The organism is Sorangium sp. So ce1335 (genome assembly GCF_051521615.1).
Classification (GTDB): domain Bacteria; phylum Myxococcota_A; class Polyangia; order Polyangiales; family Polyangiaceae; genus Sorangium.
In genome coordinates this window covers 553,325-573,365 of record NZ_CP150363.1, presented here as the reverse complement: position 1 = coordinate 573,365, position 20,041 = coordinate 553,325, and the positions used below count along the sequence as shown (strand labels likewise).

Genomic DNA, 20,041 nt, shown 5'->3' with positions numbered 1-20,041 from the left:
TCGCGGCCATGCGCCGGGGGCCTGCCAAGGGAGGTGCTGATGCGAAGGTTGATGTCCACGCTGCTCCTTGCCCTTGTGTGCGGCTGCGCTCCGGACGTGTTCGAGGAGGGGCGCCTCGCGGCGACGGCCCAACTCCTGTCGACCGGAGAGGAGGAGTCGGTCATCCCGGCGCCGGGCGAGCCCTGGTCGAGCGGCGTCGTATCGAACGGGATATGGCCGAATGCGCTCAGGCCGGACTCGATACCGTCCACCGCCCTGCGCGCTCTCCGGGTCCAGGCGCTCGAAGGGGCCGTGTCCCGCGACTTCATCCGTTATGCGGTCGGGTGCGCGCTCGATCGATCGCAGGCGATCACGCTCGACGGGCCGGGCGGCGCGGAGGAGCACCGGGGGGCCGTCGGGCTCGCTCCGGAATGGGCGGACGGGCCGCTCTCTCCGGTCAAGCAGCGGTGGGTCTCGGCCTGCATCGCCGCGCGGACCAACCGCTCCGGCGCGCCCGTGATGGTCTCGATGCGCTCGCAGGCGAGCGCGCAGCTGGGCGCCGGCGCCGAGGAGCGCGGCGCCTTCGCCGTCAGGGAGGGCGCGTTCTGGGGCAACCTGTTCAGCGACACGCCGGCGCTCTACACATGCCACGTCCCGGACAACCTGGAGCGCTCGCGCGCGAGGAGCCGATCGTGTGCGACAGGGCATGACACCGGCGCGGGGGTCGTCGGGTGCGGCATCATCCAGCGGACGGGAGACTGCTCTTCCGCCTGCTCGGCCGCAGGCGACCCGGCGATGGGCTATGCAGCGTGCAGCGGTTCGACGGAGGTCATCACGACCTTCCTCGAATAGAATCCGGGCCCCGAGCCCCCGGGGGCTCCGCCTTTGCTGTCGAGAAGGGTCCGAGTCATGAGCCGAATGGGAAGAGCGGCCCCGGAGAGCGCGCACGCGGCGAGGCCGGCGGCCGTGTCGTCCGCAGCGCCCGTTCCGTCGGAGGGCCCGGGCGCCGCGCAGGACACGGTGTTCGTCTGCGTCGATCCGCCCTCCTCGCGCACGCCGATCCGGTTTCCGATCCGCGACTGGGATCGCTATGAGTGCGTGTCGCTCATCGGCAAGGGGGGAATGGGGACGGTCTACAAGGCCAGGGATCCCCGACTCCAGAGGTACGTGGCGATCAAGCTCATCCGGGGCAACGATCCGGAGCTCGCCCAGCGCTTCGTCTGGGAGGCGCGGGCCCAGGCCCGGGTCGAGCACCCGAACGTCTGCAAGGTGTACGAGGTCGGCGAGGCGCAGGGCCAGCCGTTCATCGCCATGCAGTACATCGACGGCCAGCCGCTGCACCGCGTGGCGCAGCACATGTCGCTCGAGCAGCGGCTCAAGATCGTCGCCGACGTGGCGGACGGCCTCCACGCCGCCCACCGGCTCGGGCTGATCCACCGCGACATCAAGCCGGCGAACATCCTCGTCGAGCGGACCGAAAGCGGCGCCTTCCGGCCTTATCTCCTCGATTTCGGGCTCGCGCGCGACATCGGGGCGGACGGGCGGACGACGACGAGCGATGAAGGGACGCCCGCGTACATGGCGCCGGAGCAGGTGTCCGGGGGGCAGCGCCAGCTCGACCGCCGCACGGACGTCTACTGCCTCGGCGCGACGCTCTACGAGGTCCTCTCCGGGCGCCCGCCGTTCGTCGATCCGTCGATGACGAGCCTCATCTGGCGGGTGGTGAACGAGCGTCCCGTGCCGCCGCGCCAGATCGACGAGGGGATACCTGTCGATCTGGAGACCATCGTGATGAAGTGCCTCGAGAAGGAGCCTCAGCGGCGGTACGACTCCGCGAAGACGCTCGCCCTCGATCTCGGGCGCTATCTCGAGGGCGAGCCGATCGACGCGCGGCCGCGGAGCCTCGTGTACCGCGCGCTGAAGCGGGCGAGGAAGCACCGGCTCGCGGTCGCGGCGGGCGCCGCGGCGCTCGTCGTGCTCTCGCTGTCGGGCGCCGTCGCCCTCCGCGCGAGGCTCGCCGCCGCGCGCCAGGCCGAGCTCGCGGCGCACGTGGCGTCGCTGGCCCAGGGCTTCGGTCAGGACGTGAAGGAGATGGAGCTGTTCATGCGCTACGCGTACGCGCTCCCCCTCCACGACGTGTCGCGCGAGAAGGAGGTCATCCGCGCGCGCATGGGCGAGATCGACCGGAAGATGCAGGCGATGCGCGGGGCCGCGGGCGACCTCGTCGAGGGGCCGGGCCGTTACGCGCTCGGGCGCGGGCACCTGGCGCTGCACGAGCCCGAGGAGGCGCTGCGGCACCTGGAGGCGGCGCTCGCGAGCGGGTATGCCCCGCGGGAGGCGAAGTTCGCGGCCGGGCTCGCGCACGGGATGCTCTACCGGAAGGGGCTCGACCGGGCGCGGCGCGTCGCCGACAAGGGGGAGCGGTCCGCGCAGCAGATCGAGCTCGAGGAGCGGCACAAGGGGCCGGCGATCAGGTACCTGCGCAACAGCGTGAGGTCGGCCGCGGAGCCGTCGGCGTACGCCGCGGCGCTGATCGAGCTCTACGAGGGGCGCTTCGACGAGGCGCTCGGCGACGCGCGGCGGGCGTTCGCGCGGTCGCCCTGGGAGTACGAGGCGAAGAAGCTGGAGGGCGACGTCCTGTTCGCGAAGGGGGCGGCGGCGCGGGACGCCGGCGACCACGCCGCGGCGCTCGTCGAGTTCCGGGCCGCCGTCGCGTCGTACGACGCGGCGGCGCTGATGGCCGAGAGCGACCCCGACGTCCACGAGGCGACCGCGAGCGCCCTGAGCGAGATCCTGCTGATCGAGGCGCAGCACGGCGGCGACGTGGAGCAGCTCTTCGCGCAGGTCATCGACCGCTGCGACAGGGCGCTCCGCGCGAGCCCGGGCGCGAGCGGGGCGCACGCGAAGAAGGCCTGGGCCCACGTGCACCGGGCCCGGCGGGACCTGTCGAGGGGCGTGGACCCGCGGCCGGACCTGACCCAGGCGATCGCGGCGAGCGAGCAGGCGATCCAGGGGGACCCGTCGGACGCGACGGCGCACGGCGCGATGGGGGCGAGCTTCTTCCTCATCGCGTCGCACGAGGGCACGCTCGGGCTCGACGCGCGGCCGTCGCTCGAGCGCGCGATCGAGAGCATGCAGCGGTCGCTCGCCCTCGACCCGAACTCGTTCTGGGCGTGGAACGACACGGGCATCGCCTTCGGCATGATGGCCGAGTACAGCGCGTCCCGCGGCGCCGACCCGATCCGCCTCTTCGAGCTCAGCGCGTCGCACATCGAGCGGGCGATCGAGATCGCCCCGAACGACGCGCCGCCGCGCCTGAACCAGGGGTGGTTCCACGCGCAGCGGGCGCGCTACGAGCTCGACCACGGGGCGTCGCCCGAGGCCTCGATCGAGGTGGCCATGGACAACCTCGAGGAGGCGCTCCGGCTGCGGCCGGACAGCTACCAGTCGTACAACAACCTGGCCCTGGCGTACCTGATCCAGGGCCGGTACGAGCGGCTCACCGGCCGGAGCCCGGAGGTGTCGCTCGCGCGGTCGCTCGACGGCTACGTCGCGGCGTCGCACCTCAGCCCGGAGGACCTCGAGGCGCAGCAGGGGACGGCGCTCGCGCTCGCCGAGTCGGCGCGCTGGGCTCTCTCGCGCGGCGAGGATCCGACCGAGGCGCTCCGCGCGGCGCGGGGCGAGATGGAGCGCATCGTGGCCGCGCGGCCGCGCAACGCGGAGGCGCTGCTCGCGCTCGGGGGCGTCGACCTGATCGCGGCGCGCTGGGCCGCGTCCCGGGGGCGCATCCCCGTGGCGCCGCTCGACGCCGCGGAGCGGGCGCTGCTCCGCGCCGTCGAGGCGAACGACGGGGACGCGAGGATGTTCGCGACGCTGGCCGAGGTCCACCGGCTGCGCGCGGCGCTCGCCGCGCCGGGGCTGCTCGACGCGCGCGCCGAGGTCGAGGCGGGGCTCGCGCTGGTCGATCGCGCGCTGGCGATCGACCCGGCCTACCCGGCGGCGAGCGCCGAGCAGGGCGCGCTGCTCCTGCTCAAGGCGAAGGCGGAGCGCGACAGGGCGCTGCGCCTGGAGCTGGCCCGCCGCGCCGTCGACGTGCTCGAGCGGGCGCTCCAGGACAACCCGCTGCTCGCACGCGAGCACGCGCCGCTGCTCGACGAGGCGAGGAAGGTCGCGGAGGCGAGCGGGCCGTAGAACAACGATCACGTTGAGCTAGCGAGAAATAAACCGCCAAGAACGCCAAGAAGAAGACAATGTCTTGGCGTCTTGGCGGTTCGAAGCTCTGCTCGTTTCAGGCGGGTTCAACCCGTTTGTTGCTCTAGTTCCACATGCCGGGTGTCGGGCCAGGGATCCGGAGAGAGAATTCAACGCAAAGGCAAAAAAAGACAATAATTTCATGCATTTTGCGTCTTTGCGTCTTTGCGTTGAAATTTCTCCCCCCGCTGGAGAGGCAGAGCCCCGGCAGGATCTCTGAACCGAGGCCCCGGCGCCGCTACCGGCGCTTCGGGCGCGACAGCCGGGACATGGCCTCGTCGTGGGCCCACTTGACGCGCATGAACTCGCCGGCGTCGCCGCCGCGATCGGGGTGCGTGACGAGCGCGAGCCGGCGGAACGCCTGGCGGATCTCGTCCGCGCCGGCCGCCTCGGAGAGGCCGAGCACGGCGAACGGCGACGCGCCGCGCGCGGAGGCGGGCCGCGACGGCGCGCGCCGCGACGGCCCCGGGGGCGGCGGCGGGGGGGCCTCGCGGCGCGCGCGGGGCCTGGGCCAGGGGGGCTCGCCGCGCAGGATGCGCGTCCAGGCCGTCGCCCACGCCGGCGCGATCTCGACGAGCGGGCGCCCGGCGGCGCGCTCGGCCTGCGCCCGCGCCTCGTCCACGGTCCGCGCGCCGCCCTGGCTCGCGTCCGGCGGGCGGAACGGCTCGCGCGCGGGCTCGGCCGTCCACCAGGCGGCCCACAGGAAGCGGCGGCGGCGCGTCGGCGTCACCGCGTAGACGCCGCGGAGCGGGAGCGTCATCGCCGCGGACGGTGGCACGGATCGGCCCGAACGGCGAGCGGCGGCCGGCGCGCCCGGCGGCCGATCAGAAGATCTCGGGGCACCACGGGGCGCGCGCGGCGCGGAACAGGCGGTCGGCGCGCGCGAGGGCGTCCCCGGAGAGCGCCTCGACCTGGCCGGCGTCGGCCAGGCCCTGGAACGAGACGCCGCCGAGGTACGCCGAGCCGAGCGCCGTGATGTCGAGGCGGAGGTCCGGCGCCTGCGTTGTGCGCGCCGCGCGCCGCTCGCCCCCGTGGAGCCGGAAGCGCCCGGCGTTCCAGGGGCAATCGCGGTCGATGATCTCGAGGGTGAGCAGCTCGCCGCTGCCGTAGGCGCGCGCCGCGAGCGCGGCCTCGACGTCGACGACGCGCACCCACAGCCCGTCGCTCGCCGTGAGGCGCAGGCGCCGCGGCTCGGCGACGAGCAGGCCGAGCGGGTGGTCCGGCGGCAGGAGGCTCGCCTCGATCCGCTGCGCCAGGTCGATGTCGAAGAGGTACCGCCAGACGAGCCGGGTCCCGAGCGGCGTCGCGCCGACCGCCTCGATCACGCGGACCGAGCCGACCGGGATGGTGGACGCGTCAAACCGGTGGTGAAGGCAGTAGAGCGCGTACGCCTCGGGGCGGCCGTCGACCTCGATGACGACGCGCTGGAGCGGGCCGCCTCCCTGGCGGACGAGGTCGTTGTCGCTCAGCCGGCGGACCTGCCACCACACCTTCGAGCGCGCGAGCATCCCCGGGGAGAGCGGGCGTGCGCGCTCCCAGACCGGCGCGAAGGCCTCGAGCGCCTCGTCCTCTCCGAGCAGCCGCGCGCGGCCCGCCGCGCTCGGCTCCCCGCGGAACGCGGCGCGATCCCGCTCGATCGAGATGGAGCACGCCTGGGACGCGAGGCCGTAGCCGAAGCGGCCGTAGATGGTGCCCTCCGTGGCCCAGAGCGCGGAGATCGGCCGCCCCTCGGCGCGCGCGTCGTCGAGGTGGCGGCGGATGAGGGACGTGAGGATGCCGCGGCGGCGGTGCGTCGGCATGACCGCGACCATCGTGAGCCCGGCGACGGGGACGGCGCCGCCGGGCGTCGTCATCGTGAACGAGAACGAGCCCGCGGCGCCGACGATGGTGTTGCCGTCGTACGCGCCGATGCGCGACGAGAGCTCCGTGAGGCGCATCATCCCCTCCAACCGCTCGGGGTTCACCATCGCGCCGAACGCGGTGAGGATGGGATGAGCCGCCTCGCCGTGTTGATCGGCGGTCAACTGCCGGAGCTCGATGTTCATGCGGCGACCATAGCAAAGGAGCTGCGCGTCCCGGGAGCGCGGGCAAGGTTCCGCGGCCCGGGAGAGGCTCCCGCCCCTATGCGCTCAACCGCTCGCGCTCCCGCGCCGCCGCCCGTCGGACGCGCGTCTTCAGCCACGCCTCGATGAGCGGCCAGACCGTGAGCGGCGCGTCCCGGCCGACGACGATGTCGAGGTGGCCGCGCGGGAACTCGCGGTACGTCTTGTCCGAGGAAAGGCTGAAGTCGTACGCCGGCTTCACCGACGCCGGCGGCGCGAGGTCGTCGAACGCGCCGGCGACGACGAGGAGCGGCAGATCCAGGCCCTCGAACGCCCTGGCGTACCCGAAGAGGCTCCCCATGTGGTGGCCGCTCTTCCGCGACGCCGCCGCGTCCAGGAACATGTTCCGCAGCACCGTGATGCTGCCGCTGTCCATGGCCAGCGACATGTGCTGCGTGAGCACCCGCGTCTCCATCGAGCCCGGCACGAACCCCCGGATCGGCAGCGGAAAGATCGGGCTCTCGACGAACGCGCGCACGAACCGGAACGGCTCGCCCCACGCCGAGAGCGCCAGCGCCCCCTGCCCGAGCGGGACCCGGCGGTCGACCGTCAACATCAGCCGGCCGAGCAGCGCGAGCGCGCGCGAGCCGTGCGTGAACAGGTACGGGCTCCCCAGCGTGACGATCCCCCCCACCGCGTCGCCCATCGTCGGCGCTGTCGCGTAGCTGATGAGACCCCCGAGCGAGTGCCCGATCAGGTACACCGGCCGCGGGCCCGAGATGCGCCGGACCTCCTCGATCGCCGCCGGCACGTCCTCGCGGACGAAGTCCGTGACGTGGGCCGGCCGCCGCGCCCCGAGGTGCCGCGATCGCCCGTGCCCCCGCAGATCCAGGTTGAAGACGTCGAAGCCCGCCCGCGCCAGGTAGTTCGAGAAGCTCCGCGACGGCAGGTGCCAGATGTACCGGTTCTGGCCGTACCCGTGGACCAGCAGCACGCTCGCCACCGTGCTCCGCAGCCGCGCGCTCCGCTTCCGGACCATCGCGAGCGGCACGTCGTGGACCACCAGCTCCCGGTCGACAACCGGGTCCTCCCCCCCCGGCGCGCGCGCCCCCTCGATGCCGCGGCTCGCCGGCGCCACCTCGGCCGCGGTGCTGCGAACCCGCACCACCACGAGCTCCTTGATGAACCTGTCCCGCTCATCGCGGTCGACCGTCTGCTCCACCTGGGACTGGTGAAGGATCATCCTTTCCGTCTATTGCGGATCATTGCGCTGTGCGCAACCTCGCGTCTCGACCGCTGCCGTGCTGGAGGCGCAGGCCGTCGAAGTTTCCCGCGCCGGCGTCGTATCACCTCCGATGCCGGGCCTGGCGAGCGCGCTCTGCCGCGCCGCGCGCGCCTCCTGCGCCGCCCGCCGCACCGCGCGCCCCCCCCCGGCAACGGCCGTCATGCCGGAAAAAGCTCCGCCATGGGCGGCCCGGGGGCGCCACACAACGCTGCGTCTCGTGTACCCTCCCCCCTCGGCTGGTACCCGGTACTCCGGGGCGCGCGGCGAACCGGAGTCGCCGCCGGCGCGTCCGATCGTGGGTGCCCGGGTCCGGCCTCGATCTTACGCATCGCCAGGTGACCTACAATGTACCACTCGAAGATGGGTCGGCAGCTCGCGGTCGGGGTGCACGCCAGGGCCGCCGCGCTCGCCGCGCTGCTCGGTGCCATGAGCTTCGCGCCGAGCGCGCGCGCTCAGTCGGAGGAGGGCTCCGACGGTGGCCAGGACGATCCCCTCGCGGCCGAGAAGCAGGCTGACGAGAAGGCGCAGGGCGACGCGGCGCCCGGCGAGAAGGAAAAGGAGCCTGAGGCCGCGCCGGAGCCCGCCGACGACAACGCCCCGCTCGAGAAGGACGGCAAGGCTTACAAGTTCATCGGGATGCGGTTCCGGAACGTCATCGTCCCGAAGTTCATGATCAACCTCTTCGCCGACGGCGGATCGTCGGTGAACGTGTTCACGTTCGGCCCGGAGTTCACGACGCGCAAGAACGGCCTCGAGCTCGATCTGGCGCTGTCGTACGCCGACTACTCGATGGATCCCTTCCTCTTCAAGGGGAAGAACGACAACGAGTTCGCCTGGGAGATGGTCTCCAGCGACATGAAGCTCGTCTATTTCACGAGCGACCTGCTCTTCGAGATCCCGCTCGACGAGGAGAAGGGCCGCTTCTCGCTCCTCGTCGGCGGCGGCGTCGGGCTCGGCGTCGTCTTCGGCAACCTCCGCCGCGCCCAGGCGTACCCGAACGGCACCGTGGCGAACCCAGGCCCCGACGACGTGAGCGGGTGGAGCCGGTGCGCCGGCCCGGGCGGCGCGGGTGGCCCCTACTGCGACGCGTCCAACAACCACTACGGCGACTACGAGGAGCCGAGCTGGGTCAACGGGGGCGCGAAGCCGTCGGTGTTCCCCTGGGTCTCGTTCCCGCAGGTGAGCTTCCGGTACAAGCCGATCAAGCAGCTCCAGACGCGGCTCGACGTCGGCATGTCCATCACCGGGTTCTTCTTCGGGATGTCCGCCGCGTACGGGCTCTGATCGAGGGATGACGTGACGTCGAATCCGCTGTTTCCCCCGCGCTACGAGCCGATCGCGACGCTCGGCAAGGGCGGCGGCGGCGAGGTGTGGGCGGTCCGCGACCGGATCACCGGCAAGACGGTCGCGCTGAAGACGCTCGGCGAGGACGCGGACGAGTCGGAGGTGCTCGCGCTCGTCCGCGAGGCGGCGGCGCTGTCGGGCGTCGAGGGGCTCGGCGTGCCGCGCGTCCTGCGCTTCGGCCGGCTGCCCGGGACGGGGCGGCCCTTCATGGTGCGCGAGCTCGTCGAGGGGACGAGCCTCGCCGACCTGCTCGTGCGCGCGGGCGACCTGCCGAAGAAGCTCGCGGCCATCGCCGACGCGGCCGACCAGCTGACGCGCCTGCACCGCGCCCTCCTGCTGCACGGCGACGTCAAGCCCGCGAACATCATCGTCGGCGAGGGCGGCCGCGCGACGCTCGTCGACCTCGGCCTCGCCGCGCCGTTCCGCGACGGCGGCGCGCGGCCCGTGGGCCTCACGCCCCGCTACGCCGCGCCGGAGCTGTTCAAGGGCGACCCGCTCACCGTCCGCGCCGAGGTGTTCGCGCTCGGCGCGACGATCGCCGAGGCCCTCCGCGACAGCGCGGGCGAGTGCGACCCCGGCGTGATCGCGGAGCTCCAGGCCGTCGTCGACAGGGCGACCGCCAGGGACCCGAACGCGCGCTACCCGAGCGCGGACGAGCTCGCGAACGCGCTCCGGCGCGCCGCGCGGCTGCCCTGCGGGCCGCACGAGGAGGCCGCGCGGCCCGACGCCGAGGCGCGGCCCGACGCCGGCGCGGGCGCGGTCGTGTGGCCGATCGTCGGGCTGGACGCGCCCTCGGCGCGGCTGCTCGCGCAGATCATGAGCCTGCCCGCGGGCGGCGGGCTCTCGATCGCAGGGCCGCCCGGGTCCGGGCGGAGCGCGCTGCTCCGGCGCATCGCGTGGTCGCTCGAGGTCGGCGGCTACGGCGTCGCGTGGGTCGAGGCGGCCGGCGTGGCCGCCCCGCGCGAGGCGCTCGCGATCGAGCTGTCCGGGCACGACCCCGGCCGGGTGACGGCGCTCGTCGACGACGCCGACCGGCTCGGCGACGCGGAGCTCGAGCGGCTCGACGAGGTGCGCAAGGCGGGCGGCAAGCTCGTGCTCGTCGTCGGGTCGCAGGCCGCGGGCGCGCAGGCGGCGGGAGAGCGCGGCGCGCCAGGCGCGACCGCCGCGCGCGCCGCGCTCCCCGCGCGCGCTCACATCGAGGGGCGCGGGTTCGAGCGCTTCGAGATGGCGCCGCTCGACGAGCAGGTCGCCCGCGAGCTCGTCCAGCGCACCATCCCGTCGCTGAGCGACGCGGTGGCCGCGCACGTCGTCGCGCGCGCGGGGCGGTGGCCGGGGCGCATCCGGGAGATCGTCGCGCGCATCGCCCGCGCGCCCGTCGCGTCGACCGAGGACGTCGACCGCCTGCTCGACGCGCCGCCCGCCTCGGGGGCGGCGGCCTCGGGCCGCGGCGGCGCGGGCGCCGAGGGGGAGGCGCTGCCGCCCGCGGAGATCCACCGGCTGCTCGATCGCGGCCACTTCGACGCGGCGGCGGAGGCGCTCGGCCGGTACGAGGGCGACGGCTCGCCCGCCGTCGTGCCCACCCTGACGCCCACCCTGATGATCGCGCGCGCGCGGCTCGCCATGAACCGCGGCGACGCCGCGCGGGCGCTCGCCGAGCTCGGGCGCGTGAAGGACGACGTCGAGGCCTCGGGCGACCACGCGCTCGCGGCGTTCTGGTCGCTGCAGATGGCCCGGGCGCTCGTCCGCGTCGGCGACTACGGCGAGGCGGAGCGCCGCGCGGGCGAGGCCGTGGAGCGGGTCGGCCCCATCAAGCTCGAGGCGGAGCTCGCCGGGGGCGCGCGCTCGCAGCTCGCGTCGGTCGCCGCGTTCGGCGCCTCGCCCGAGGCGATCGCCTCCGAGGCGGTGGCGACGCGCGGGCTCGCGCAGAGCTTCGCCTCGCGGCACGAGGAGGCGAAGCGCACGCTGGAGCACGCGGTCCGGCTCGCGCGGCTCACGGGCGAGCCGCGGATCCTGTCGGTCGCGCTCGTCTCGCTCGCGTTCGCGCTCCAGCGGGACGACCGCCTGAGCGAGGCGAAGGCGGTCTACGAGGAGGCGCTCACGGCGGCGGAGCAGGCCGGCGACGCGGGCACGCTCGCGACGACGCGGCTGAACCTCGCCGCGCTCACGAAGCTGCAGGGCGACCTCGGGGCGGCGATCCGCCACCTCGAGGCCGCCGTCGACCTCGGCCGGCGCTCGGGCCGCGTGGCGACCATCCGGCAGGCGCTCCTCAACCTCGCGAACCTCGACCTCTACCTCGGGCGGCTCGCGCGGGCGCGGGTGTCGATCGACGCGCTCGCCGCCCACCGCGCCGACCTCGCGCCGCAGCAGCACGCGCAGCTGCTCGCGCTCGAGGCGGAGCACGCGGCGCGCTCCGGCGACCTGGAGCAGGCCGAGCGGCTCTGCCTCCAGTGCGCCGAGGCGTACGAGGCGATGGGCCGGCGGGTCGACGGGGTCGAGGCGCGGCTCGAGCGCGTGCTCTTCGCGGCGGCGCGCCCCGGGGCCGACCCGCGCGCGCTCGGCGAGGAGATCGACGTGGCCGCCGAGCGCCTCGGGTCGACGGGCGCCCACCGCGCGCTGCTCGCGCTCGCGCGCGGGCGCGTCGCGGCGCTCGCGCGCGACGAGCGGCAGGCCCGGGCCGCGTACGACGAGGCGCTGGAGGCGGCGCGCGCCGCGGGCCAGCGCGACTGGATCTGGCGCGCGCTCGAGGCGCGGGCGCAGCTCGAGACGGAGCGGGGGCACGTCATCCGGGCGCGCCACGACCGCGAGGAGGCGCTGATCACGCTCGAGGAGATCGCCTCGAAGCTGCCGCGCGACCTGCGCGAGGTCTTCTGGAACGACGCGCGCCGCAAGGAGATCCGGGCGGCCGCGATGCTCGAGCTGATGAGCGGCCGCACGGTGCCGTTCACGCAGAGCGCGGCGGCGACCCCGCCCGGCGAGGACCGGCTGGCGCGGGTGCTCGAGATCAACCGGGAGATCGCGGGTGAGCACGACCTCGCGCGCCTGCTCGCGAAGGTGACCGATCACGCGATCGCGCTGCTCCAGGCCGAGCGCGGGTTCATCATCCTGCAGCGGCCCCCGCGCGACGAGCCGCCGCCGTCCGCGCGCGAGGGCGCGGTCGACCTGTCGATCCACGCCTCGCGCGACCAGGCCGGGGACGACCCGCACGCGCGGTTCTCCAGCTCGATCGCCGAGCGGGTGATCTCCACCGGCGAGCCTGTCGTGACCGCGAGCGCGCGGGACGACGCGCGCATGAGCGATTACGTCTCGGTCCACCAGCTCATGCTGCAGTCGGTCGCCTGCGTGCCGATCCGGCAGCGGAGCGGGCAGGTGATCGGCGCGCTGTACCTGGAGACGCGCCTGAGCGCGGCGGCGAAGTTCGAGGCCGAGCTGCCCACGCTGACGGCGCTGGCCGACCAGGTGGCGATCGCGATCGAGACGGCGCGGCTCGTCGGCGAGAACGAGCGCCGCGCCCGCGAGCTCGAGCGGGCCAACGAGGAGCTGCGGGCCGCGCGCGCCAAGCTGGAGGAGCTGCTCGGCCACCGCACCGCGCAGCTCGCCGCGACGCGGCGCGATCTGCGCTCGGCGCGCGCGGTGATCCGCGGGCACTTCGGCTACGAGGGGCTCGTCGGCACGAGCGAGGCGATGCGCCGCGTCTACGCGCTGATCGACCGGGTGAAGGACACGGACATCCCGATCCTCATCACCGGCGAGAGCGGGACGGGCAAGGAGGTCGTCGCGCGGACGATCCACAACGCGAGCCCGCGGGCGAAGAAGCCGTTCGTCGGCGTCAACTGCGGCGCGATCCCGGAGCACCTGCTCGAGAGCGAGCTGTTCGGGCACGTCCGCGGGGCGTTCACGGGCGCTGACCGCGACCGCAAGGGGCTCTTCCGGGAGGTGACGGGGGGGACGATCCTCCTCGACGAGATCGGCGAGATGCCGCAGAAGATGCAGGCGGGGCTGCTCCGGGTGCTGCAGGAGAAGGTCGTGCGCCCGGTCGGCGGCGCGCGCGAGGAGCCTGTCGACGCGCGCGTCATCGCGGCGACGCACCGCGATCTCGCCGACATGGTCTCGCGCGGCACGTTCCGCGAGGATCTCTATTACCGGCTGCACGTCGTCGAGGTGCGGGTGCCGGCGCTGCGGCAGCGGATCGAGGACATCCCGCTGCTCATCGACTACTTCCTCGGGATCTTCGCGGCGCGCTACGGGCGCGATCGCCGCAGCGTCTCGCGCGCCGCGCTGAAGCGGCTGTCGGCCTACAGCTGGCCCGGCAACGTGCGGCAGCTCGAGAACGTGCTGCTCAACGCGTGGGTCCTCTCGGACCGCCCCGAGCTGGAGAGCGACGACTTCGAGCTCCCCGACGCGGCGCCGCGGTCGCTGCGGGCCCCCGAGCCGCCGGCGTCCACGCCGCGCGCGCCCGCGGCCGGCGCGGCCCCCGCGAGCGCCGGGCGGGCCGCGCCGCCGCCGAGCGATCGGCGCCTCGAGACGTCGCTCGACGCGCACAAGGCGAGCGAGCGAGAGCGGATCCTCGTCGCGCTGTCGAGCTGCAACTGGAACCGGGTGAAGGCGGCGCAGGTGGTCGGCCTGCCGCGCAGGACGTTCTACCGGCGCCTGAAGGAGTACGGCATCCAGTGACGCGAGGGCCGCGCCCTGGGCGCGGCGCGGGCGAAGCTGGCGGGGCGACCGTATCCGGGCGCATGGCGCCGGACACGACATCGCCGTGCCGCGGCGCTGCGCCCTGCTACTTCGCCCAGAGGACCGAGAGGTCGAGCTCGACGGCGTCGAAGGGCTGGGCGCGGACGCGCGCGGCGTCGCGGTGGACGACCGCCGGCCCCCAGCGGCGATCGTCGCCGAGCGTGTAGACCTCGAGCGTGCGCGCGATCGGGTCGACGAGCCACGCGTGCCGCACGCCCTCGCGCGCGTAGACGGGCATCTTCTCGTGGCGGTCGACGTCCTCGGTGGAGGCGCTCAGCACCTCGCAGATCCAGTCCGGGGCGAGCGCGAAGTAGGCGGTCTCCGGCAGCTCGGGCATGCGTTCGCGGCGCCAGCCGGCGAGGTCGGGGACGAGCGCGTCGATCTCTCCCGGCGCGTCCGGGTCGGGGAAGTGCAGCTCGGGCTCTACCAGGATGCGCCAGCCACCGGGACCGCCGCGCCCGCGACCGAACGCGCCAACGAGCTCGGTGGCCAGCTCGGTCTCTGCCTGCGCATGCCGCGGCGCCGGCCGGGGCAGGACGTGGAGCACGCCCCCGATGAGCTCTGCCACCTTGTTCGGCGGGACGGCCTCGAGGTCGGCGTACGTCGCGCGGCGCGGCTTCTCGGCGGGCTGGCCCATGGGCGAAGCCTGGAGGGGGACGCGAGGCGCGGCAAGGCGGTGCTCCTCGTCGCGCTCTCGAGCTGCAACGGGAACCGGGTGGAGAGGCGTGAAGGCGTGCAGGCGGCGCAGGGGGTCGGCCTGCCGCGCGGGACGTTCGTTCTACCGGCGCCTGAAAGAGTACGGCATCCAGCAGCGCCGCGGGCGCCTTGACCCGGGATCTGCTTTGCGCGAGCCTCGTGGAGGTGGGCTCTCCCGGGCCCTGCTCCTCGCGGCCCGTTCCCGGCAGGGTCGATGGGAGGGGCGAAGAGGGCGCGGCCCTTCGGGTGGGTTCGTCGCGATCCTCCAGAGCGGCCGCCCGTCGCGCCGGGACGACGCGTGCGCGGTCGCGGGGAGCGGTCGGATGCCGAATCGACGAGCGAACAAGAAGCTGCGCGCGCGGGTCCTCGCGCGCATGAGCGAGACCGGGGAGAGCTACCAGAAGGCGCTCGCGCACCTGCTGGCGACGGGCGGCGCTCCGGCGCCTGCACCCGCGGCGGGCGACCGCGCGGGGGCTCGCCCGTCGCGGGCGCGGGCGCCGGCCGTCCGCGAGGCGGCGCCTGCCTCGCCGCTGCTCCTGTACCAGCAGGCCGTGGCGCTCCTCGCCGTCGCCGATCAGGCCCGCCGGTTCGACGGCGATCCGGCGGGTGCGGCGATCCACGCCGAGGCGCTGGCGACCTTCGCTGTCTACTGGCGCGCGCGCGGGAGGCCCGCGGCTGCTGCGTTCCGGCTGGGGGGCGACGCGTCCCGGGAGCTTCGGGCCGGCGCCGATCTCGTGGAGCGGGCCCGATCGGCGGCCCGGCGGTGGTGGCAGGGGCAGCCGGCGAGCGCGCTGGCGGCCGCGGCGCTGGCGGGCCGGGGCAAGCGCTGACCGGGACGCGCCGCGGCAAGCGCTGACCGGGGCACGCCGCGGCAAGCGCTGACCGCGGCACGCCGCGGGCCCGCGCGCGCCGGCCCGGCGCGTGGCGGGCGGCGCATGGCGGGCGGCGCGCGGACCGAGGCGCGCGCGTTGCGGTCTTGCCGGGCTGCGCGCCCCCGGGCAGGCTTCCGCCGTGTGGAACGGGCGCGCCACCCTCGTCGCGCCGCGGCGCCACGCGCACAGGATCCCGTGAGCGACCGTTCGAACCTCGCCGCCACCCTCGACGGCGCGCCCCTCTCCGACGAGGAGGCGCGCGATCTCTGGACGCGGTTCAGCCGGCACATGGATGAGCACCGCGGCGACATGGCGGGCTTCGCGCGCGAGAACGGCTACGTCAGCGTGACGCCGACCTTCGAGCGCGGCCGGGCGCTGCTCGTCGTGCGGACGACGGAGGCGCCGCCGGAGAAGCCCGCGCCGCGCCCCGGCGGGGACAGGCCCGCGCCGCGCGCCAGCGGGGCCAAGCCGGGGTCACGCGGCGGCGGCAAGCCCACCCCGCGCGGCGGCGGCAAGCCCACCCCGCGCGGCAGGCGGCGGGGCTGATCGCCCTTCGGGCGACCTCACCCGCGGTGCGCCGCCACGGCGGCGGGTGGATGGCTCCCCAGGGCGCGTCGCCGACGCCCGCCGGCGTGCGGCGCCGCGTGGGGGGACGCCCGCCGGCGTGCGGCGCCGCGTGGGGGGACGCCCGCCGGCGTGCAGAACGCCGTGGGGGGACCGCCGCCGGCGCCAGGCGTCGAGCGCGGCGGTGGAAGCTTGAGCAGCGTGGAGGAACTGCGGGCAGCTTGTCCAAGGCGCGCCCGCCGCCGAGCATGCCCGCATGGCACGGACGGCCCCCTTTCCGAACGCGCTGGTGATCCCCGGCATGAATCCCGGCGTCTTCATCCTGGGCGGCGGCGGGGCGGGCGGGGGCGGCAATGGCCGCGGGGGCAACGGCCGCGGCGATGGCCAGGGCAGCGGCGGCAAGAACGGCGGCAACGGCGCGCGCGGCGGCAGCAAGGATGCAGGGAGCTGCGGCCCCGGCAGCGGCGGCGGCTGCCCCAACCCCTCGCACGGCAGCGGAGGCGGCACGCACGCCGGCGATCCGGTCGATCCCATCACCGGCCGCGTCTACACGGTCGCGGTCGTCGACCTGGCGCTGCCCGGCACGATCCCGCTCGTGATCCGGCGCAGCTACAGCTCCGCGCTCGTCGAGGAGGACTGCGGCCTCGGCTTCGGCTGGACGCACTCGATGGCCTGGCAGGTCGAGGAAAGGCGCCGCGGGCTGCGCGTGCTGGAGCCGCACGCGGCGCCGACGGAGCTACCGAGGAAGCTCGATCCGGGCGAGTCGGCGCGGCTGCCGTGCGGCGTGCTGACCCGCTACGCGTGGGGCTACGCGCTCGGCGCGGACGGGCTGGCCTACCTCTTCGCGGAAGCGCGGGGCAGCCGATGGCTGCTGAGCCGGATCGTCGACCGGCATGACAACCACATCGCTCTGACGTACGAGGACGGCCGGCTCGCGCGCGTGATCGACAGCGTGGGCCGCGTCGTGCGCGTGCGGCGGCACAGGGACGGCCGCATCGCCGCCTTCGAGGTCAAGAACGCCTCGGCGCAGGGGCGCTGGGAAGCGCGGCGGCGCTACGCGTTCGACGCGCGCGGCGATCTCGTCGCGACCGAGGACGCCGCGGGGCACGCGCACCGCTTCACCTATGACGAGGACCACCGCCTGCTGCGGCGCGAGGAGCCCGGGGGCCTCGTGGCGGAGTTCCGCTACAAGGACGGGCGGTGCTTCGAGGCGTGGTGCCACCGCGTCGGCAACGACGCGCTCGACGCGGAGGCGCCGGAGACCTTGCGCGACGGGTCTCCGGCGAGGGGGTTCCTGCACGTCAAGATCGACCGCCACGACGGCGGGCTCGTCGAGGTGATCACCTCGCGCTCGATCCGGCGCCTCGACGGCAACGCCTTCGGCAAGCTCGACAAGATGGTCTGGGGCGGCGGCAGCGGCGTGCACACCTTCCGCTACGACGACGCGGGCGCGCTGCTGGAGTACCAGGACGCGACGCAGCAGGTCTTCCGCTGGGAACGCGACCCCGAGGGGCGGCTCCTCGCGGAGGTCGACCCGCTCGGGAACAGGACGGATTACGAGCGCGACGCGCGCGGGTTCGTCTCGGCCATGATCGACGCGCTCGGCGGCGCCGCGCGCTACGAGCGCGACGCGCACGGCGACGTGATCGCCGTCCACGACGACGCGGGCTTCGTGGCGGGCTTCGCCTACGACGGCCGCGGCCTGCTCGTCGGCGCCACCCTCCCCAACGGCGGCGAGACGCGCATGGAGTACGACGCGCTCGCCAACCGCGTCCGCGTCGTCGAGCCCGATGGGGCCGAGCGGCGCATCCGCTACGACTTCCTCGGCCGCGTCGTGGGCTTCACCGACGAGGCCGGCCACGAGACGCGCTACGCCTACGACACGTGCGGCCGGCTCTGCGCCGTGTTCGGGCCCGGCGGCGCGGTGACGCGCCACGGCTTCGACGCCGACGGCAACCTGGCCACGATCACCGACGCCGACGGGCGCACAACGACGCTGCGCTGGGGCGGCTTCCACGTCGTCACCGAGCTCGTCCGGCCCGACGGGACCAGGGCTCTACCGCTACGATCGCGAGCAGGACCTGGTGCGCATCGTCAACGAGGCGGGCGACGAGCACCGGATCCAGCGCGACGGCGAGGGGCGCATCACCGGCGAGCGGACCTTCGATGGACGGGAGATCGCGTACCGGCTCGACCTGCAGGGCAGGATCGCGCAGACGCGGTGCGGCCCCGCCGCGATCGACTTCGAATACGACGCGGTCGGGAGGCTCGTCAGGCGCACCACCTCCGACGGGCGCGAGGACGTGTTCGACTACGATCCGCTCGGCAGGATCGAGCGCGCCGCGAGCGGCGACGTCGAGTGCGTGTTCACCTACGACCGGCGAGGGCGCGTGGCGACCGAGGTGACGCGGCGGGGTGCGGAGGTCCTGGCGGCGTTCGCGTGGACTTACGACGCGATGGGCAAGGTCGCCGGCGTGCGCGGGCCGGACGGCGAGGTGAGCCTGCAGCGCGACGTCATGGGGCGGCCCATCGCCGCGCTGGTGGGCGACGAGCGCGAGCCGCTGCGGCTCGCCTACGACGCGCGAGGCTTCGAGATCGAGCGGCTCCTGCCCGGCGGCGGCAGGATCGCGACCGAGGTGAACGCCGAGCGGCTGCTCGCGCGCCAGAGCGTGCTCGGCAAGCCCGCCACGCCGCGGGTCGGGCCCGGCGAGCCGCCGTGGGTCGGGCCGCTCGTGGCGCCGGAGACATGGCGCAGGACGTACGCGTGGTCGCCCGCGGGCCTGCTGCGCGCCGACGACGACCGCGGCGGCACGATGAGGGGAGAGCTGCTCCGCGACGCGAACGGCCGCGTCATCGAGCGGCGCAGGGCGGGCAAGGCGGCGGAGCGCTTCCGGTTCACGGCGGCGGGAGACCTGGAGCGAGCAGGCGAGCAGCGGACGTACGCGCCGGGGGGGCGGCTCACGGCGCGCGCGGCGGGACGAGAGACCGTGCGGTACGACCACAGCGAGCGCGGCGATGTCGTGAGCAAGCGCGTGACCGGATCGGATGCCGCCGGCGAGCAGGCGCGCGAGCGCGTGTGGGCCTATGCATGGAGCGGCGATGGGCGGCTGATGGAGGCGCGGACGCCGGAGGGATGCGCGATCGCCTTCGCGTACGACGCCTTCGGCCGCCGGATCGAGAAGCGCGTGGCGCGGCTGGGCGCGCTGGAGAGCGTGACGCGCTACGCCTGGCGCGGCGACGCGCTGGTGCACGAGCGCCGCGAGCGGGCGGACGCCGCGGGCGCGCGCGTCGTGGAGGAGCGCAGCTACGTCACGCTGCCGGAGAGCGCGCTGCCGCTCGCGCAGCGGGACGGCGCCGCGGGGGCACTCAGGTACTTCGTCCACGGGGTGAACGGGCTGCCCGAGGCGCTGGTCGAGGGGGACGGCAGCGTAGCGGCCGAGCTCGAGGCGGGGCTCTACGGCGACGTCCCGGCGGAGCAGGCGCGGCACACGCCGCTGCGGTTTCCCGGGCAATACGCCGATGAGGAGACCGGGCTCCACTACAACGGGCACAGGTACTACGACCCGGAGACGGGGGCGTACCTCAGCCCGGAGCCGATCGGGCTCGAGGGGAGCCTCAAGGCGTATGCTTACGCAGATGCGTGGCTGCCCGAGACCATCGATCTGGATGGGCTCAAGAAGGATCCGGTCGTCTGCACAATCCGCAGAAAAGATGGCACGGTCGTAACCGGCTCGAGTCAGGACAGAAGTCCAAACGATCTGCACAAGGCAGTTCTGGCCGCGTTACCTCCGACGCCAGCTCGCGATCCCGATGACCCGACAGCGCCATGGAACTGCGCCGAGCCAGCAGCGCTCTCGGCACACATCAGGGACTGGGAGGAGAGAAATAAACCCAAGAAATGTGACCCCGGCACGAAGGGTTGGAAAAAAAACCTACGTTCCGCGATGCGAGAGATAGACGAAGAGAACGGCATCTCGTCAAAGCACGAAAAATCCGACGTGGCTCGCGCGGCATGCCCGAACTGCTCACAAACGGTACCCAGGCTCTTCGCGCTCGCTGGGATGATGCCCCCCACCAAGGTGCTCGCCCCAGGATATCAGAACCGGAGAGGCGTCGGACCGGTCGAACGATTCTCTCAGCCGAACGAGGGTTTTCACAAGAACCCGAGCAACAAGTCACCCAACGCGCCTGTACCCGGGACGGACAATCTGGGAACCTGGTCACTCACCAACAAGGGCTGGAGGCGCTACTCCTAGCGGGGGATGTATGAGCCAAGA

General features: G+C 74.3%; 13 protein-coding genes and 1 pseudogene. 8 read left to right on the top strand and 6 right to left on the bottom strand.

The features are described 5' to 3' along the window. Positions 1-39: 39 nt before the first annotated feature. Both WMF24_RS02015 and WMF24_RS02010 read left to right on the top strand, forming a co-directional pair. The gene (locus tag WMF24_RS02015; RefSeq protein ID WP_437734645.1) at positions 40-831 is read left to right on the top strand and encodes a hypothetical protein; all 792 of its coding nucleotides are present in this window, start codon (positions 40-42) and stop codon (positions 829-831) included. 57 nt (positions 832-888) lie between these two features. Next, positions 889-4,170: a protein kinase domain-containing protein gene (locus WMF24_RS02010; protein WP_437734644.1), complete on the top strand. Its 3,282-nt coding sequence runs from the start codon at positions 889-891 to the stop codon at positions 4,168-4,170. Between the two features lie 298 nt (positions 4,171-4,468). Here the strand turns inward: WMF24_RS02010 and WMF24_RS02005 are convergent, their stop codons facing one another. The 3 genes from WMF24_RS02005 to WMF24_RS01995 form a co-directional block, all read right to left on the bottom strand. Beyond that, positions 4,469-4,990 (bottom strand): J domain-containing protein, encoded by a 522-nt coding sequence (locus WMF24_RS02005; protein WP_437734643.1) that lies wholly within the window; start codon positions 4,988-4,990, stop codon positions 4,469-4,471. 64 nt (positions 4,991-5,054) lie between these two features. Beyond that, a complete protein-coding gene (locus WMF24_RS02000) occupies positions 5,055-6,275 on the bottom strand; it encodes a GNAT family N-acetyltransferase (RefSeq protein WP_437734642.1) in 1,221 nt (406 codons plus the stop codon). 76 nt (positions 6,276-6,351) lie between these two features. Further along, the gene (locus WMF24_RS01995) at positions 6,352-7,515 is read right to left on the bottom strand and encodes an alpha/beta hydrolase (protein WP_437734641.1); all 1,164 of its coding nucleotides are present in this window, start codon (positions 7,513-7,515) and stop codon (positions 6,352-6,354) included. Positions 7,516-7,902: 387 nt separating this feature from the next. Between WMF24_RS01995 and WMF24_RS01990 the strand changes: the two genes are divergently transcribed. Both WMF24_RS01990 and WMF24_RS01985 read left to right on the top strand, forming a co-directional pair. Then, the gene (locus WMF24_RS01990; RefSeq protein WP_437734640.1) at positions 7,903-8,841 is read left to right on the top strand and encodes a hypothetical protein; all 939 of its coding nucleotides are present in this window, start codon (positions 7,903-7,905) and stop codon (positions 8,839-8,841) included. Between the two features lie 12 nt (positions 8,842-8,853). Further along, positions 8,854-13,572 (top strand): sigma 54-interacting transcriptional regulator, encoded by a 4,719-nt coding sequence (locus tag WMF24_RS01985; protein WP_437734639.1) that lies wholly within the window; start codon positions 8,854-8,856, stop codon positions 13,570-13,572. Positions 13,573-13,678: 106 nt separating this feature from the next. Here WMF24_RS01985 and WMF24_RS01980 read toward each other — a convergent pair whose 3' ends face one another. Further along, positions 13,679-14,269, bottom strand: a complete 591-nt coding sequence (locus WMF24_RS01980; protein WP_437734638.1) for a Uma2 family endonuclease — start codon at positions 14,267-14,269, stop codon at positions 13,679-13,681. Between the two features lie 382 nt (positions 14,270-14,651). Here WMF24_RS01980 and WMF24_RS01975 point away from each other — a divergent pair, with 382 nt between their 5' ends. The 3 genes and pseudogenes from WMF24_RS01975 to WMF24_RS01965 all read left to right on the top strand — a co-directional run. Further along, positions 14,652-15,158 carry a hypothetical protein gene (locus WMF24_RS01975; RefSeq protein ID WP_437734637.1) on the top strand — a complete coding sequence of 169 codons (507 nt, stop codon included), beginning with the start codon at positions 14,652-14,654 and terminating at the stop codon, positions 15,156-15,158. A 237-nt stretch (positions 15,159-15,395) separates the two neighbouring features. Next, a complete protein-coding gene (locus tag WMF24_RS01970) occupies positions 15,396-15,746 on the top strand; it encodes a hypothetical protein (protein WP_437734636.1) in 351 nt (116 codons plus the stop codon). A gap of 274 nt (positions 15,747-16,020) precedes the next feature. Then, positions 16,021-16,464, top strand: a pseudogene (locus WMF24_RS01965) (DUF6531 domain-containing protein); the annotation flags it as partial. A gap of 36 nt (positions 16,465-16,500) precedes the next feature. On the opposite strand, the gene WMF24_RS01960 reads toward WMF24_RS01965, so the two are convergent. Beyond that, positions 16,501-17,625, bottom strand: coding sequence for a hypothetical protein (locus WMF24_RS01960; RefSeq protein WP_437734635.1), 1,125 nt, complete (start codon positions 17,623-17,625; stop codon positions 16,501-16,503). Positions 17,626-17,639: 14 nt separating this feature from the next. Further along, entirely contained in the window at positions 17,640-17,789 is a 150-nt protein-coding gene (locus tag WMF24_RS01955; RefSeq protein ID WP_437734634.1) for a hypothetical protein, read from the bottom strand. A 59-nt stretch (positions 17,790-17,848) separates the two neighbouring features. Between WMF24_RS01955 and WMF24_RS01950 the strand changes: the two genes are divergently transcribed. Then, positions 17,849-20,020, top strand: a complete 2,172-nt coding sequence (locus WMF24_RS01950) for an RHS repeat-associated core domain-containing protein (protein WP_437734633.1) — start codon at positions 17,849-17,851, stop codon at positions 20,018-20,020. The last annotated feature ends 21 nt before the right edge of the window (positions 20,021-20,041 follow it).

Excerpts from the sequence above, each read along its gene's own strand:
- WMF24_RS02005 (WP_437734643.1), bottom strand. The coding sequence starts at position 4,990 with ATGACGCTCCCGCTCCGCGGCGTCTACGCGGTGACGCCGACGCGCCGC.
- WMF24_RS01975 (WP_437734637.1), top strand. The coding sequence starts at position 14,652 with ATGCCGAATCGACGAGCGAACAAGAAGCTGCGCGCGCGGGTCCTCGCG.
- WMF24_RS01980 (WP_437734638.1), bottom strand. The coding sequence starts at position 14,269 with ATGGGCCAGCCCGCCGAGAAGCCGCGCCGCGCGACGTACGCCGACCTC.
- WMF24_RS01990 (WP_437734640.1), top strand. The coding sequence starts at position 7,903 with ATGTACCACTCGAAGATGGGTCGGCAGCTCGCGGTCGGGGTGCACGCC.
- WMF24_RS01995 (WP_437734641.1), bottom strand. The coding sequence starts at position 7,515 with ATGATCCTTCACCAGTCCCAGGTGGAGCAGACGGTCGACCGCGATGAG.
- WMF24_RS02010 (WP_437734644.1), top strand. The coding sequence starts at position 889 with ATGAGCCGAATGGGAAGAGCGGCCCCGGAGAGCGCGCACGCGGCGAGG.
- WMF24_RS02000 (WP_437734642.1), bottom strand. The coding sequence starts at position 6,275 with ATGAACATCGAGCTCCGGCAGTTGACCGCCGATCAACACGGCGAGGCG.
- WMF24_RS02015 (WP_437734645.1), top strand. The coding sequence starts at position 40 with ATGCGAAGGTTGATGTCCACGCTGCTCCTTGCCCTTGTGTGCGGCTGC.